The organism is Marinobacter xiaoshiensis, assembly GCF_031631795.1.
In the GTDB taxonomy this organism is placed as follows: domain Bacteria; phylum Pseudomonadota; class Gammaproteobacteria; order Pseudomonadales; family Oleiphilaceae; genus Marinobacter; species Marinobacter xiaoshiensis.
Genome location: NZ_JAVMBO010000017.1, coordinates 626,424 through 642,178, shown reverse-complemented (window position 1 = coordinate 642,178; position 15,755 = coordinate 626,424). Strand labels below are relative to the sequence as shown.

General features: G+C 54.9%; 17 protein-coding genes. 10 read left to right on the top strand and 7 right to left on the bottom strand.

Features of this window, described 5'->3' with window-relative positions:
• Positions 1-69 precede the first annotated feature (69 nt).
• Complete coding sequence (locus tag RKA07_RS14805) at positions 70-1,704, bottom strand: M12 family metallo-peptidase (protein WP_310966667.1); 1,635 nt, start codon at positions 1,702-1,704, stop codon at positions 70-72.
• Positions 1,705-1,790: 86 nt separating this feature from the next.
• On the opposite strand from RKA07_RS14805, the gene rrtA reads away from it, so the two are divergent.
• Complete coding sequence (gene rrtA / locus RKA07_RS14800; protein WP_200368860.1) at positions 1,791-2,399, top strand: rhombosortase; 609 nt, start codon at positions 1,791-1,793, stop codon at positions 2,397-2,399.
• Here the strand turns inward: rrtA and RKA07_RS14795 are convergent.
• Complete coding sequence (locus tag RKA07_RS14795) at positions 2,368-3,285, bottom strand: AEC family transporter (RefSeq protein ID WP_200368859.1); 918 nt, start codon at positions 3,283-3,285, stop codon at positions 2,368-2,370. The genes rrtA and RKA07_RS14795 overlap by 32 nt on opposite strands.
• Positions 3,286-3,474: 189 nt before the next feature.
• On the opposite strand from RKA07_RS14795, the gene RKA07_RS14790 reads away from it, so the two are divergent.
• The 6 genes from RKA07_RS14790 (at position 3,475) to RKA07_RS14765 (ending at position 9,077) form a co-directional block, all read left to right on the top strand.
• A complete protein-coding gene (locus RKA07_RS14790; protein WP_200202851.1) occupies positions 3,475-3,924 on the top strand; it encodes a c-type cytochrome in 450 nt (149 codons plus the stop codon).
• The gene (locus RKA07_RS14785; protein ID WP_310966666.1) at positions 3,890-5,350 is read left to right on the top strand and encodes a cbb3-type cytochrome c oxidase subunit I; all 1,461 of its coding nucleotides are present in this window, start codon (positions 3,890-3,892) and stop codon (positions 5,348-5,350) included. The genes RKA07_RS14790 and RKA07_RS14785 overlap by 35 nt, the downstream gene beginning before the upstream one ends.
• A gap of 66 nt (positions 5,351-5,416) precedes the next feature.
• Positions 5,417-6,385 carry a 4Fe-4S binding protein gene (locus RKA07_RS14780; RefSeq protein ID WP_310966665.1) on the top strand — a complete coding sequence of 323 codons (969 nt, stop codon included), beginning with the start codon at positions 5,417-5,419 and terminating at the stop codon, positions 6,383-6,385.
• A 12-nt stretch (positions 6,386-6,397) separates the two neighbouring features.
• Positions 6,398-8,221: a nitric oxide reductase activation protein NorD gene (locus RKA07_RS14775; protein WP_310966664.1), complete on the top strand. Its 1,824-nt coding sequence runs from the start codon at positions 6,398-6,400 to the stop codon at positions 8,219-8,221.
• A 10-nt stretch (positions 8,222-8,231) separates the two neighbouring features.
• Positions 8,232-8,825, top strand: a complete 594-nt coding sequence (locus tag RKA07_RS14770; protein WP_227714522.1) for a cytochrome c oxidase subunit 3 — start codon at positions 8,232-8,234, stop codon at positions 8,823-8,825.
• Between the two features lie 12 nt (positions 8,826-8,837).
• Positions 8,838-9,077, top strand: coding sequence for a cytochrome C oxidase subunit IV family protein (locus RKA07_RS14765; RefSeq protein WP_200202855.1), 240 nt, complete (start codon positions 8,838-8,840; stop codon positions 9,075-9,077).
• A 183-nt stretch (positions 9,078-9,260) separates the two neighbouring features.
• Here the strand turns inward: RKA07_RS14765 and RKA07_RS14760 are convergent, their stop codons facing one another.
• The 5 genes from RKA07_RS14760 to RKA07_RS14740 form a co-directional block, all read right to left on the bottom strand.
• The gene (locus RKA07_RS14760) at positions 9,261-9,635 is read right to left on the bottom strand and encodes a hypothetical protein (protein WP_200202856.1); all 375 of its coding nucleotides are present in this window, start codon (positions 9,633-9,635) and stop codon (positions 9,261-9,263) included.
• Positions 9,601-10,389 carry a CbbQ/NirQ/NorQ/GpvN family protein gene (locus tag RKA07_RS14755; RefSeq protein ID WP_200202857.1) on the bottom strand — a complete coding sequence of 263 codons (789 nt, stop codon included), beginning with the start codon at positions 10,387-10,389 and terminating at the stop codon, positions 9,601-9,603. The genes RKA07_RS14760 and RKA07_RS14755 overlap by 35 nt, the downstream gene beginning before the upstream one ends.
• 16 nt (positions 10,390-10,405) lie before the next feature.
• Positions 10,406-11,149 (bottom strand): PhnD/SsuA/transferrin family substrate-binding protein, encoded by a 744-nt coding sequence (locus tag RKA07_RS14750; RefSeq protein ID WP_310966663.1) that lies wholly within the window; start codon positions 11,147-11,149, stop codon positions 10,406-10,408.
• Positions 11,133-12,311 carry a cytochrome D1 domain-containing protein gene (locus tag RKA07_RS14745; RefSeq protein WP_310966754.1) on the bottom strand — a complete coding sequence of 393 codons (1,179 nt, stop codon included), beginning with the start codon at positions 12,309-12,311 and terminating at the stop codon, positions 11,133-11,135. Before RKA07_RS14745 ends, RKA07_RS14750 begins: the two co-directional genes overlap by 17 nt.
• Before the next feature lie 78 nt (positions 12,312-12,389).
• Positions 12,390-12,695: a c-type cytochrome gene (locus RKA07_RS14740; RefSeq protein WP_200203117.1), complete on the bottom strand. Its 306-nt coding sequence runs from the start codon at positions 12,693-12,695 to the stop codon at positions 12,390-12,392.
• Between the two features lie 352 nt (positions 12,696-13,047).
• On the opposite strand from RKA07_RS14740, the gene RKA07_RS14735 reads away from it, so the two are divergent.
• The 3 genes from RKA07_RS14735 to ahbB are packed head-to-tail and all read left to right on the top strand — an operon-like array spanning position 13,048 to position 15,742.
• Positions 13,048-14,706, top strand: a complete 1,659-nt coding sequence (locus tag RKA07_RS14735; RefSeq protein WP_435404623.1) for a cytochrome D1 domain-containing protein — start codon at positions 13,048-13,050, stop codon at positions 14,704-14,706.
• Positions 14,707-14,735: 29 nt separating this feature from the next.
• A complete protein-coding gene (locus tag RKA07_RS14730) occupies positions 14,736-15,200 on the top strand; it encodes an AsnC family transcriptional regulator (protein ID WP_200203120.1) in 465 nt (154 codons plus the stop codon).
• A gap of 29 nt (positions 15,201-15,229) precedes the next feature.
• A complete protein-coding gene (gene ahbB, locus RKA07_RS14725; RefSeq protein WP_200369571.1) occupies positions 15,230-15,742 on the top strand; it encodes a siroheme decarboxylase subunit beta in 513 nt (170 codons plus the stop codon).
• Positions 15,743-15,755: the final 13 nt, after the last annotated feature.

Below are 15,755 nucleotides of genomic sequence, written 5' to 3'. Positions count from 1 at the left end.
CGCACCCTACAAGCACTAAACTCAGCAGGAGCGCCCACAGGCAGCGCGTTTTCCCTTGCAGCCCCCGCATCATATAAAGCGCCTCCGACGAGCGGCCACTGCAATCACGCCCATCAGCAACCAGGCCAGGCTGATAGCGCCACCGCCGCCACTGTCAGATCTCGAACTGCTACTCGCTGGCACATCTGGCGCTGAAGGCTGAGTGCCTTCATTGCCTGGCTCTTCAGGCGCACGGGGCTCAACTTCGGCAAGCACAATCCGGGTCACCAGTTCATTGTTCTGCGGCAGAATGTCTTTCACTTCGCCACTGTCGCTTATCAGCGTTACGCTCTGCAGCAGGTCGAATGTAGTGCTGGTACCGGCTTCGGCTTGAACGCTTAGCGTGAGACCTGTCTTTGCTGCCGCCTCGGGGCAACTGAAGCCGTCAGCCTTGTCGGTCGACCCCGTTAAAGTGCACGCAGTCCTGCCGAGGCTGACCCCGATCAGGCGACCATTACCCTCTCCAATCACGCCACCAACGGCAATGCGGTCCGCCTTTTCAATGCCTGCATCCTGATAGTCAATCCGGAAGTTTGCCTGGAACGGGGCTTTCTGAGCGACTTCTGACGGGTTACCACCGACTGCCAAAAGTGACACATCGGCCGGGAAATTAAAGCACCGTTCAATAGCTCCCAGTGTGGAGATTTTCCGGGTCACGGAATCGTATGAGCAGCGTGAAAAACTGTTCGCATTGGCACTGATGCTCGGGCCCATAATGTACTGGCCGGACTGGCACGCCGCGCCTTCTCCATCCTGGCCATCATGCCTTGCACCGAGGTTATGGCCAATTTCGTGGGCAACCACCAGCGCGGTGATGGCGTTGCTGTCAAATGCATTGGTAACACCGGTTGCATAGCGTCCGGTACCGCAGAGCGAGCCAACCCAAGCCATCCCGGCGGTGCCACCATTGAAGTCCCTGCCACTGACAAAGTGGAAAATGGACCGGTCACTTTTCAGAAAATCAAGGGCACCAGCATCGCGTTTGTCGCTGACATCCGAGAGCAAATCTTCCGCTACTGTTGTTTTGCTGAACACATCGTCCTGGGCATTATCGAGAAACGTCAGTGACAAGGTATCAAACACAATTCCGAACTGATCCTTATAGAAGCCCTCCACCATATTCATGATGGCCCCGGCCTGCTCGCTCGGCTTGGCAAAGCGCTCCTGAAACTGCAGATCAAACGCCAGCTCCAGTTCCAGCATCAGGCAGACACCATCAACCTTGTCCGCACAAAGCGTATCGTAGTTGGCAGATACGGCTTGAGCCATTGCAGGGCCGATCAGGCTTTCAGGCGTAATCCGTGACTGGCCATGAAGATGGTCCATACCGCATTGCGGGAGTTCACCAATCTGACTGAAGCTGAACGTAGCAGGCTTTTCATTGCCGCCAATGGTATGCATACGCCCGAACGCATAGGCCAAACCTTCCCAGCCGCTATCCAGTCGGGAAATACGCACCCAGCTGTCCGGGTCTTCAGGGAAGCGGCCTTCGTAGTGCTCACCTTCAGTGGCACCAAAGCGCAGGTTTCTATCCAGTTGTGCGTCATAGCTGTGGCCATCAATCCAGACAGATTGGACGATTTCAGACTGGGCGGCCGATGACATCACAGGCAAGAACGCCATAAAAATAGCGGACGCAACAATAGGTATAAACTTGATAGACATGGTAAAACCCGGTTTTGAAAGGATCATCAGGAATTTAACCAATACTCGATTGACCTGCTATGAAGGTTGCGTAACGTTATGTGTATATGACAACTGTGTCCCGAATTCTGCCGCTCCCCTGCTGGCGGCGCTTTGTAGTGCTGGCCTTCGTGCTGGGTGCAAGCGCATGTTTGCCGCCAACATTGTTCGAGTGGTCTCGCAGCGGTCTCTCTAGCACCGAATACTGGAGGCTGGCAACCGGCCACTGGGTTCATCTTGGTATTGGGCACCTGGCACTTAACCTCTCCGGGTTGATGGTCATCTGCTTGCTGTTCAAGCGCCACCCACCTTTGATTGAGTGGGTTGGTTATTTGCTTGTCTCGCCGCTTGTTATATCCCTTGGTCTTGTGTGGCTGGCGCCGGATCTGCTCTGGTATCGGGGCTTTTCGGGGTGTCTGCACGGGTTATTGGTATTTACAGCGCTCTTTAACCTGCGCTCAGAGCAGCGGTGGAGCCTGTTGGTGCTGGGGTTTGTAGTGTTGAAACTGGCGTTGGAGGACACCTTCTACACACAAGAAATGGTAAATCCCTTAATCGGTGGACGTGTGATTCTCCAGGCGCACTGGCTTGGTGCGCTCACCGGTGCCATTGCAGGCCTGCTGTCGATCCTGGCGGAGATGCTGTTCAGAACGCCAGCGAAATCATCACCGGGATAAACACCAGCGCAAAAAGCGTCGATAGCATAACCGTGCCTGCTGCTTGCCTCGGAGAAGTGTCCAACAAGGTAGCTATAACAACGGTGTTGGCTGCTATCGGCGTAATGGAGATCAGAAATATCGCCTTGTGCACTGCCGGTTCGTAAACGCCCAAAAACTGGGAGTCCAGCCACCAGAACACCGTTGCCAATAATGGCCAGGCTACAAACTTGCCGAAAAATGCCAGGGCAGTAAACCGTATATTACCAGCCAGCCCCCGGAAGCTGCTGATGCTCATGCCAATAATCATCATGCCCAGTATGCTGTAGGCGCCGCGCAGGTTATCGAACAGCGGCACGAACACCTCAGGAATACCGACATCCGAAAGGTTAAGCAGTACAGCCGCCAAAAAGGCGTATACCGAAGGCAGTTTGGCAACTCGCAAAAGAGAATCTTTCAGGTCATGCCGGCCCCGTGCGGCCAGGTAATACCCCACCGAACTTTCAAACAGGGTGACGCCCAGCATGCACACAATATAAATCGCCAGCCCTTCTTCCCCGAACAACAGCAGCGCGACCGGCACACCAAAGTACCCCGTATTCCCCGAGGCAACACACAGGGGAATCATGCCGGCACTGCCATCAGTCAATACCCGCCGCGCCAGTTTTAAATGGGCAAGCGCCAGTACCGACGCAAATCCGAACACCAAAAACGGCAGAAAGATCACTTCGGGCGAAAGCGGTGCCGCCATCACGCCGGAGAAAACCACAGAAGGCGTAACAATGTAGAGCATGATGCCCGCAATATGTTTGCCGCTCGCCTCCAGATAACGGCCGGCCACCCAACCAAGGGCAACGGTGACATAAAGCGGAATAAGCTTGATAAACAGCGCCAGTGCTGCGGCCATAAAGGCTCCGGGCATTCGGGTTCAAAAAAAACAGGTTGGGCAGTCTATCACCTACCCCTCAGGAGGTAACTCCCCTGCACAGTAGTGTGATTTTCAGCCATGATTGATAATCATCAACAGCATTGCTAATACATCTTTATATCCTAGTAAGGCAGTCAGGTATTCCACAACGACCAAGGAGAGAGACCAATGGCCGAACGCTTTACCAAAAGCATGGCCAGAAACATATATCTGGGAGGAAGTACATTCTTCATCCTTTTGTTTCTGGTTCTGACTTTTGACACCCAATCGCGGGCAATGCCCGAAAGGGATAACAGGGATCAACTTACCGAAGAGGTTGTAAGAGGCAAACACGTCTGGGAAAACAACAACTGCGTCGGCTGCCACTCCCTCATGGGTGAAGGTGCGTACTTTGCACCGGAACTTGCCAACGTATTTGACCGTCGTGGCGCGGCTGATAGCGAAGTCTTCAAGGCATACATGAATGCCTGGATGAACGCTATGCCCACCAACATACCCGGTCGCCGGCAAATGCCCAATTTCAAACTGACCGACCAGGAAATCAACGATCTGTCCTCGTTCCTCGAGTGGACATCCAAGATCGATGACAACGGCTGGCCACCCAACATCGAAGGGTAAGGGAGAAAACATGAAATACGAGTCTCAACGGGTCGCCATGCCCTACTTCATCTTTGCTTTGGTACTCTTCGCCGGTCAGATCGTGTTCGGTCTGGTGCTGGGCATGCAATATGTGGTGGGCGATTTCCTGTTTCCGGAAATCCCTTTCAACGTTGCGCGGATGGTTCACACCAACCTGCTGATTGTGTGGTTGCTGTTCGGTTTTATGGGTGCAACCTACTACCTGGTGCCGGAAGAAGCACAAACCGAGCTTTACAGCCCGCTGCTTGCCTGGATTCTGTTCTGGGTGTTTGCCGTTGCCGGCACGCTGACCATTCTTGGTTATCTGTTTGTGGATTATGCCACTCTGGCAGACATCACCATGAACAAGCTGTTGCCAACCATGGGCCGGGAGTTCCTTGAGCAGCCAACGATTACCAAGGTAGGCATAGCCCTGGTGGTGGTCGGGTTCCTGTTCAATATCATGATGACTGCCCTGAAAGGCCGTAAAACCGTGGTCAACATTGTGTTGATTACAGGCCTGATTGGTTTGGCAGTACTCTGGCTCTTCTCCTTCTACAACCCAAGCAACCTGACCACAGACAAGTACTTCTGGTGGTTTGTGGTACACCTGTGGGTTGAAGGCGTGTGGGAATTGATCATGGCGGCCATTCTGGCTTACGTACTGATCAAACTCACCGGGGTAGACCGGGAAGTCATCGAGAAGTGGCTGTACGTGATCATTGCCATGGCGCTGATTACCGGCATCATCGGCACAGGTCACCACTTCTTCTGGATTGGGCCACCTGAATACTGGTTGTGGTTGGGCTCTGTGTTCTCCGCTCTGGAACCCCTGCCGTTCTTCATGATGGTGCTGTTTGCCTTCACCATGATTAACCGGCGCAAGCGTAATCACCCAAACAAGGCAGCCATTCTCTGGGCCATGGGTACTGCGGTAATGGCATTCCTCGGCGCAGGTGTATGGGGCTTCCTGCACACACTGGCACCGATCAACTATTACACCCACGGTACCCAGCTAACAGCGGCCCACGGCCACATGGCCTTCTACGGCGCCTATGTGATGATTGTGCTTACCATCATTTCCTACGCTGTGCCGATCATGCGCGGCCGACCATACGGCAACAGCAATACTGCCCAGGTTGTGGAAATGTGGGGCTTCTGGCTGATGACCATCTCCATGGTGTTCATCACCCTGTTCCTGACCGGTGCCGGCATCCTGCAAATCTGGTTGCAACGCATACCGGATAGCGGCGAAGCCCTGTCATTCATGGCTACCCAGGACAACATCGCACTCTTCTACTGGGCGCGTATGATTGCCGGCTGCTTCTTCATGGCCGGCCTGGTGGTGTACTTCGGTAGTTTCTTTATCAAGGGACAAGCGTCTTTTGACGAAGAAGTTCGAGGCGCTGCCATTCAGGACGCGTAAATCAGCGTCCGTCTAACCCACAGGGCCGGAACTTGTTTCCGGCCCTGTCTACCCTGGAACTGACCTGTGACCGTGCAGCAAGCAAACCCCAAAGACACACTCCAGAACAAGCGCCTGATCTCTCGCGCTGCGTTTTTTGGGCTGTTCCTGCTGGCGCCGGTTCTGAATATTTTTCGTTATGACTTAACGGATGCCCGATTTGTACTGCTCGGCTTTCCGCTTTCGTTCAACCTGAATCTCGACTGGGTGGCGCAAAGTTCCCCTGTGGACGTCGCCAGCCAGGTTCTACTGTGGTTTATCCTCCCCATTCTTGTTCTGGTTCCCCTTGTGCTCTGGGTTGCCTGGAAATGGGGTCGCATCTACTGCGGCTGGCTGTGCCCACATTTTTCTGTGGTGGAAACCATCAACGACCTGATGACCCGCATTACGGGCCGCCCGACACTCTGGGAAGCCTTAAAAAAAGGCCGTCGTGGCAAGGTTATACATTGGGCTGGCCTAACGCTGGTGTGCGGCCTGATTGGCTTCTCCTGGGCTTTGGCGATGCTTTCTTACCTGCTGCCGCCCATTCCATTATATACAGACCTGGTGACAGGTAATCTGGCGTTTTACCCCGCTATTTTTCTGGCCATAGCAACCCTGGTGTTTACCCTGGATTTCCTGTTCGCGCGCCATCTGTTTTGCAAATATGGCTGCGCCTTCGGTGTGGTACAGAGTATTGCCTGGATGACTCACGGTCGTGGGCAGTTGGTTACTTTTGATACTACCCGCGCCGCGGCCTGTCGCGACTGCACCAAGGCCTGCGACGAAGCCTGCCCCATGCGGCTGCCCACCCGCAGCCACAAGCGCGCAAAATTCTCCTGCACCCAGTGCCTGCAATGCGTGAGTGCTTGCCGTGAGGTGCAAAAAAACAATCCGGAGGGCAGTCTGCTGCAATGGCAGCCAGGCGAGCCCAGCCGGCAAACAATTCTGATTCCTGTTCGCCAATTAACCACCGCCCCCCGACGCGACAGCAAACCTGTCAGCACGCGGGCCTAAAAGGAACTCGAAATGGAAGAGTGGGTCGGCTACAAATGGCATGAGTACATTACTCGCCAGGCTCTGGGGGAATTCCCCGAGCACGCCGTTTACCTGAAAGACGAAGCCCGCAGTTTGGGCATTGTGTTCCGTGCCTTTGGAGGCGATCCGGCGTTAAGCCTGGTGACCGCAGAGCCCCGGCACTTTCGCCTGCGCCGTAAATTTTTGCACAAGCTTGCAGGAACACATCGTAAATTTGAACTGGCATGGCGGGACGACCAAAACCTGCGCCTGCCTGAAAAAGTTGCACGCTTCCCATCGAAGCAGTTAAACCGGGATCTCTATATCTGGCTGGCTGCGCTTGCGGCCACCCCGCCCCCGGCGGACAGTGATTGGTTTACCGGAAACCAGGCTCTGGTACAGGATGTTCTCTCACGTTGGCCAGGCCTGGAAAATGTATACCAGCGTCTGGTCAAACACGTTCTGTACTGGCGCCCTGACCCGGACAGCCTGACTGATCCGGAATCCATCCGCGAACAGGCTATCTGCCAGGCACTGATTCACCCGGGCAGTGTCCCTGCCCTGCCATCTGCCGACACCGACCCCTGGCCTGTTATCCTCTGGTTGTACCCGGCTCTGGAACAAGGAAAAGCCAGCGGTCAGGTAACCGGAGATGAGGACACTCAATCCAGCCCGGGCGGCCTTACCAAAAAGAACAAGCGTAAGCAGGCAGAGCGGGTAGAGGCTTTTGACCGCGACCAGGGCCTGATGATTTTCCGGCTGGAAAGCCTGTTCTCCTGGACTGAATTTATACCGGTTGACCGGGCAGGCGACGATACCGACGAGGAAGATGCCGAAGCCGTTGCCAATGATATGGACATGATTTCCGTATCCAACGACCGCAAAGAAGCGTCATCGGCAATCAAGTTTGATCTGGATTTGCCCTCGGAAGAACACGACGACCTGCACCTCGGCCCTGGCATTCATTTACCGGAGTGGGACTGGCGCAGCCAAAGCTATCGCGAAGCCTTCTGCTGTCTCCAGCCCTTGTTAGCCAAGGACGCGGTACCTGCGGAGCTTCCCGAAGTATTACGCCGGCCAGCAAAGCGCCTACAGCGCCAATTCAGCGCCCTGAAGCCACTCAAGCAATGGCAAAAACGGCAATTGGACGGAGATGAACTGGATCTTGATGCTTGCCTAGAGAGGGAAGTACAACACCGGCGCGGCCAAGGCATTATCGATCAAAAGCTGTTCCGCCGCTGCCAGCAAAGCCAGCGCGACCTTGCCTGTCTGGTACTGGCAGACATATCGCTCTCGACCGAAACCTACATCAACAACCAGCAGCGCGTTATCGACGTTGCCCGTGACGGCCTGCAACTGCTCAGTGAAGCCTTACAGGCAAGTCGCGACCCCTTTGCGCTGTTCGCGTTTTCATCCCGGCGTCGCGACCATGTGCGATTCCACCATCTGAAAAGCTTTGACGAGCCCTATACCAGCACCATTCGGGGCCGTATTCAGGCATTGGAACCGGGGTTCTATACCCGCATGGGCGCCGCCATTCGCCAGGCTACCAAACTACTGGAGACGCGCCATGAGCATCAGAAAATCCTGTTGCTGCTGACCGATGGCAAGCCTAACGATCTGGACATCTACGAAGGGCGTTACGGCGTGGAAGATACACGCATGGCGGTGCAGGAAGCGCAAAGAGCCGGGCTGACCCCCTTCTGCGTCACCATTGATGACGAGGCCAGCGAATACCTGCCCTATGTATTCGGCAGCAGCAACTTCGTAGTCATCCGCGACCCGGCACAGTTGCCATTGCAGCTTCCTAAACTCTATCTGAACCTGACGCAATGATAAGAGCGACATGAGCAATATGACGAACCAGAACCTTTCTCCAGACCCCAATACTCGCCAACTTCCTGGTGACATAGCGGTGTGGATCTTTATTTTCGCCGAACTGGCGGTATTCGGCATCATGTTCATCGGTTTTGCGGTTGCACGTAGCATGGACCCGGCGACGTTTCACGCTGGCCGCGAAGTTCTGCATCCTCTAGTTGGGCTGCTGAATACCGCTGCGCTGATTACCGCCAGCTATTTCGTCGCAACCGCTGTTCATCAACTTCGCCACAGGCGATCTGGAACTCAATGGCGGCTTTGGCTTGCTGTTGCAGTTTCCTGCATTTACACCGTGGGCAAAATGTACGAGTACGTGAACCTGTACAGCCAAGGCTATAACCTGGGTACAGATACTTTCTTCATGTTCTACTTTTTTCTGACGTTTTTTCACTTCATGCACGTCATTCTGGGGCAGGTCATTCTGGTTGTTCTAGCGGTTAAAGTCGGCAACGGTGACTACGACGGTTCGGATATGAATGGCATGGAGTCCGGTGCTTCATACTGGCACATGGTGGATCTGGTGTGGCTGGTGTTGTTTCCGATGATTTACGTACTGGCCTAGGGAGGGCTTGGGATGCTGACTGTCTATTTTGCACTGATGATTTGCACGGCCTTGCCGGTGATTGCTCTAAAGGCTGGTATAGGCCCCGAGTTTCTGGCCTGGCTGGTTTTTGGAATGGTGATTGTGAAAGCCATGTTGCTGGTAGATCACTTCATGGAAATGAAGCATGCACCGCGCGGCTGGAGACTGATTGCCCAGTCCTGGGCGCCGGTGGTCATTGTTGCGGTTGCGGGATTTCATACCATCACATAATCCCAGAAAAACCTAACACCCCATAAAGAAGAAGGCAGACACCGCAATAGCCCGATAAGCTCCGGGGCAGAGGCCCTCCCAAAACTGTGCGGAGCCAGGGATGGCGGAGCCAAGCGTACACGGACGTATTCACAGCGTGTTTTGGGAGGGCCTCTGCCCCGGGGCTACCTCCCATCTATCAGACTAGAGCCACTTGGCGGGAAAGTAAGGCATCTTCTCAGACATAGCCTGTGCCAGAGAAATCATCCCCCACAATACAAACCCTGTGTGAAGCGCGATTGCCCATACCAGAGCAAAGGTACCGAAGTGACCCACATCGCCAATGAAAACCCAGCTAATAACTATCCCGGAGCTGATCAGAATAAAGCCAAGCAGCGACATGAACATAGCCGCACGGGTATGAGCCCTGCGAAGTTCATTTGTTCCTGAACTGTTAAGAAACAGCCAGAGCAAAACCAGGAAACCTATAACCGGCGTTGCCAACAAGTTCAGCAAATACCAGACTACAGGTACAACCGCCCCGCTAGCGGGTTTCTTCCGGGCGCCCGAATACTGCATATACCACCTCCATCAATGAAATAACTGTTGCTTCGTCGTCTGACAATGGTTCGATCATGCCTGCACGGCATGCTTCTGCCGCTGGCAGGCCAGCGCGTATCAATAAGGCTGTGTGTATCAGCAGCCGGGTTGATGCGGCCTCTTCGAGATCGTGATCCTTAAGGTTGCGCAGGGCTGTGGCGAGGCTCACGAGCTGTTTGGCAAGATCGCGGTCGCATCCAGACTCTTCCGCCACGATGGTTTGTTCCGCCTCTTCTGCGGGGTAATCAAATCGCAAGGACACGAATCTCTGACGCGTGCTGGGCTTCATGCCTTTGAGCAGGCTCTGATAACCCGGGTTGTAAGAGACCACCAGCATAAAGCCGGGTGCTGCGGTGAGCAGTTCCCCGGTGCGCTCTATGGGCAATTCCCGGCGGTCATCCGCCAGCGGGTGCAGAACGACTGTAGTGTCCTTTCGGGCTTCAACCACTTCATCGAGGTAACAAATGCCGCCTTCACGAACGGCTCGAGTCAGGGGGCCGTCTTGCCAATAGGTGCCTTCAGGGCCGATCAGGTGCCGCCCGACCAGGTCGGCTGCGGTCAGGTCGTCGTGGCAGGCTACGGTATAAACCGGCCGGTTAAGCTTCTCCGCCATGTAGCGAACAAACCGGGTTTTACCGCAGCCTGTGGGGCCTTTGATCAGAACCGGCAAACCGTTGTCGGCTGCCGCCTGGAACAACTCTATTTCATTACCAACTGGCTGGTAAAACGTCATGTATCACAATCCTCTGTTACTGATTGTCGGTTCTGGCAAAGCCATGAACCCATTCAGGAAAAACCGAAAACGCCTGTTTGTCATCCGTTCGACTCAGCCGGCTGAGGGCCTCTTCACAGTTCTGTGCCTGCTCACTCCAACCTTTACCCCGATACCAGCCCACTGTTTTTACCGGGCTGCCGAGCCAGAGAATCTCGAGATCCCGGCTGGTAAGAAACTGCCCGGCAAACCCTGCTTCGGACATCGCTGCATGGGTGTTGTTATGCAACAGCAAGCTCAGCGCTGAGCTGTAATCCCCAGCTTCGTAGATCTTCTCTTGCGGCGGATATATTCCGGCAGCTCCCAGGGCGGCAAGCGGCAGTTTCGATGCAAAAGGATCCTCCCCCGCAACCGTGGCCAAGTCCCGATCCTTTAGCTCAGAAATCGACCGAACACCTGCGGTTTTGCGCGTAATCCAGACCGGCCTGGCCCAGTCGCCATCGCGGTTGTTTGCGATTAGTGCAGCTGCCCCCGGATTGCCCTCGCCGGACAAGCTGAACACCAGTGCTGCTTTATCGGGGTCGCGGTTAAAACGAATATCGGCCTGGCATCCCTGCTTAGCCAGATGCTGGCCAAGGCGGTAGCGCGCAACGTCTGTTACCTGGGTAACCGAATCAATCGTCAGCACCACCCGCGCCTCTCTTGCCGCCTGGGCCACAGGCATGGCGAGCAGAAGCGCCGTAAACGCGACAGCTCCTGTGCGCCTATAATCCAAGCACATGGGCTCTGCTGGTAAAGAAAATCCCACTGGGCTTTTGTGCTTCCAGTTCGGCAACAGGCTCCAATGTGTGGGTGCTGTATACCGTTACCCGGTTACTGTCTCTGGACGACACCCAGACTTCCTCTCCCCTCGGGGTAAACTCCATGTGAAGCACTGCCTTGCCCGGCTCCAGTGTGCGGATTATTTTCCGGGTCTGGGAATCAATTACCTGAACCACATCGTTTTTCGGGTGCGCAAAACTCACCCATATTCTGCGATTATCGGGGCTGGCCATTACAAAAACCGGCTGTCCCTGCACCGGGATTTTATCCACCAGCGACCAATCGTTCATATCCGCCACCAGCACCTGGTGATGACCGACTGCCGGTACGAACGCCCGCCCATCAGCCACCGTCCAGCCTTCAAGGTGAGGCATTTTGTACACAGGAAGCTGTTGTTCGCCTTTACCGTAATTGGGCAAGATCTCAGTCACTCCGGCATCGGTATCCCACAGGTCCAACATGGACAGGCCGTCTTCTCCAAACAGCCCCGCAATGTAAAAGCGCCCATCTGGCGTGATCATGGAATCGTAAGGGGCTTTTCCGGCATCGAAACGGGTCACTTCAGGCTTGCTGTTTTCAGCGCCATCCGGCATGTCCAGAATCCAGATTTCTCCCGCATCGAACAGGCTGAACACAAAACGATTACCCGGTGCATCTACCAACCCGACCGTTTTTGATTGGGCGGCTTCACCATTTTGCCGGGTGTAGGTAGCAGGGATATCAGCCACCAGCTCCAGGGTTTTGCTGTCAAAAACCTTTACTCCACCCGGCTCGTAATTCGACACGGCAACGTATCGACCATCCTGTGAGATAGCGCCACCAATGCTGTTACCGGACTGGATGACCCGGCCAACAATGGACTGAGTGAGCAGGTCCACTTTGGTGAGACCACCGTCGCGGCCAAACACGAAGCCGTAACGAGCATCCCGCGAATACACCACTGATGCATGGGAGAGATCCCCCAGCCCTTCGATACGATTGATCACGCTGTGACTGGTGGTGTTTACAACCAGCAATGAGCCGGTGGCGCGCTCGATAATCAGGCCCAGATCGCCGGTACCCATCAAACCGTGACCCGTCTCCTCAGAGCCGGAAAAAACCTGGCAACCACTCACCAGCATCGCCAAAAATGACAGTAAAAACACGCGCTTCGCACAGCGGGTTATCCATAGCATCGGGCTATTCCTCCAAACAAATTGTCAGGGCGAGACCAGTTTACCGGTCTTTAACTGATGACTGATCCATTCAATATCGGCAGGCGTGAGGAGTGGTTTCCAGGGCGGCATGGCCGTGCCAGGGATGCCTTCACGGATTATTGCCGCGATGGCTGCCTCTGGAAGGTGGTCAAGATTTTCAGGGCGTAGCGGCGGGCCCAATCCTCCTTTAAGGGCCAACCCATGGCAGGAGCCACAATCCTGAATCACAAAGTTTTCAAGCTCCGCCACATCGGACATCGGCTTTGGCAAAGTTCCTGCCGGCAGCGACAACGGCGCGCAAAGTATCATGAAAAATACACCTTTGAATCCATTATGTCGCCTGGCATTCCTTGTTTTGGAACCCTTCACAACTTGTGCTCTCCCATGAATCTGTAGCGGGCTTTTAATATAGTGGTGCCGCTTCTCAAACACATCTTTGATATTGGTTAAAAACAGCTCCCTCCACAACCACTCTTTGGTTATACCCATGGGTGGGTACTCACTGGATATTTTAAAACGGCCTGACTTAAATCAATGTTCATCGGAGTAAAGAAGAGAAACCTAGCACTACTCTTAAATCCAAGGAGAGACCCTGATGAGAGCAACCAACCCATTTCTGAAACCACTGGCAATTGCCGTGGCTGTAGCGTCTTTCGGCGTGATGTCCGCAAACGCCGCCCCAAAGAATCCCGATCCTGCTGTAACCGCCTACGAAGGAACCGCCAGCCCTATCGACGCGGCGTCTGCGAAGACAGTCCGTACACCCGGGGCCCCGGATCTTTCTGACGCAGAATTTGAACAAGCCAAACAGATCTACTTCGAGCGCTGCGCTGGTTGCCACGGTGTGCTGCGTAAAGGCGCCACCGGCAAGCCGCTGACTCCCGATATCACCCAGGAGCGCGGAATCGATTACCTGAAAGCGTTCATCAGCTACGGCTCCCCTGCGGGCATGCCGAACTGGCTGACCTCGGGTGACTTTGACGAAGCAACCGTGGAACTGATGGCCAAGTACATCATGCACGAGCCACCCATGCCTCCCGAATTCAGCCTGGCTGACATGAAGAAAACCTGGGAAGTGATCGTGTCACCAGAGGATCGCCCCAAGAAGCAGATGAACGATCTGGACCTGGAGAACATCTTCAGCGTTACCTTGCGTGATGCCGGCCAGATTGCGCTGATCGACGGCGACTCCAAGGAAATCGTAAAAATCATCGATACCGGTTACGCGGTACACATCTCCCGGATGTCTGCCTCAGGCCGCTATGTAATGGTTATTGGTCGTGACGCTCTGATCAACATGATCGACCTGTGGATGGAAGAGCCACAAACCGTTGCCAAAATTAAAGTGGGCATGGAGGCACGCTCTGTTGAAACCTCCAAGTACAAGGGCTGGGAAGACAAGCTTGCTATTGCAGGCACTTACTGGCCGCCGCAGTTCGTGATCATGGATGGCAACACCCTGGAGCCCAAGAAAATTGTAAGCACCCGGGGCATGACCGTAGGCGAGCAGGAATATCATCCTGAGCCACGAGTTGCCGCCATCGTGGCTTCCCACGAGCACCCGGAGTTCATCATCAACGTAAAAGAAACCGGCAAAATTTTGCTGGCCAACTACGAAGATCTGGACAACATGAGCATCACCTCCATTGATGCCGCACAATTCCTGCACGATGGCGGTTGGGATGCCAGCATGCGTTACTTCATGACGGCAGCTAACAACTCCGACAAAATTGCGGTTGTTGATGCCAAGGACCGTAACCTTGAAGCGCTTATCGATGTGGGTAAGATTCCTCACCCGGGCCGTGGCGCCAACTTTGTAGACCCGGACCACGGTCCTGTCTGGGCAACGTCCCACTTGGGTGATCCAACCATCCAGATGATCGGTACCGACCCCGAAGGCCACCCCGACAAAGCCTGGAAAGTAGTTCGCACCGTTAATGGCCAGGGCGGCGGCTCACTGTTTGTGAAAACCCATCCGAAGTCCACCAACCTGTGGGTAGACACTGCCCTGAACCCGGCGGAATCTGTAAGCCAGAGCATCGCCGTATTCGACATCAATAACTTTGATGCGGGCTACAAAGTGCTGCCGATTGCCGAATGGGCTGAACTGGGTGAAGGTCCCAAGCGTGTGGTACAGCCGGAATACAACAGGGCGGGCGACGAAGTCTGGTTCTCTGTCTGGAATACCCAGGACAAGAACTCCGCGATTGTTGTAGTCGATGACAAAACACGCAAGCTGAAGAAGGTTATCAAGGGCGACTACATGGTCACCCCGACCGGTAAGTTTAATACTTACAACACTCAGCACGACGTGTACTGATCCCGGCCCCGGCCTGAAGGAGCACAATGATGAGACTGGATGCGGCAGACAGACAATTGATCGACAGCTACCAGCGTAGCCTGCCAGTCTGTGAACGCCCCTACGAGGAAATGGGCCGAACCCTGGGCCTGACCGAAGAGGAGGTAATCCAGCGGCTGTCTGCCCTCCAGGATCAAAAGGTGCTCAGCCGGGTCGGTCCGGTGTTTGAACACAGCCAGGCGGGCGCAAGCCTGCTGGCTGCCGTGGCGGCTCCTGAGGAGCAAATGGACCTGGTGGCCGCCCGCATAAATCGTGCTCCCGGGGTGAATCACAATTACGCCCGGGAGCACACCTACAACCTCTGGTTTGTCATGACTGCACCGGATAACGAGCTTCTGGAAGAGCATCTCGACGAACTGGAAAAGGAATTGAAATTGCCCATGCTTCGCCTACCCATGGTTGAGGGTTACCACATTGACCTGGGCTTCGATATCGACTGGGAGGCCTTGTCATGAGCCAACTTTTTTCGGCCGATTACCTGCCCATGGACTCCCCGGATTCAGACGCGACCAAAGTTAGCGCCTGGGGACTACTGCGGCTCAGGCAGCAACTCGAACAGGGGCTACCACTTGTACCTCGCCCCTATCGCGTCCTTGCAGAGCGCACCGGCCTTTCCGAACAGGAAGTGATGGATGCCATTACCCAATGGCAAAGCAATGGTCTGATCAAACGCTTGGGGCTGGTCGTGAAGCACCGCACCCTGGGCTACACCGCAAATGCCATGGTGGTCTGGGACATCCCTGACGAGCAAGTGCAGGCGTTGGGTAAAGCCATGGCCGACGTGCCTTTTATCACCCTGTGCTATCAACGCCCAAGGCGACTCCCGGACTGGCCCTACAATCTGTTCTGCATGATTCACGGCACCAACCGTGAACGCGTGCTGGCACAACTGGACAGTCTGATTGCTGGCCACAACCTTCAGCACATTCAATATGCGGTGTTGTTCAGCAACAAAGCCTACCGCCAGCGAGGAGGTCGTTATGTCAGCCACGACTGAATCCCGGCGCCAG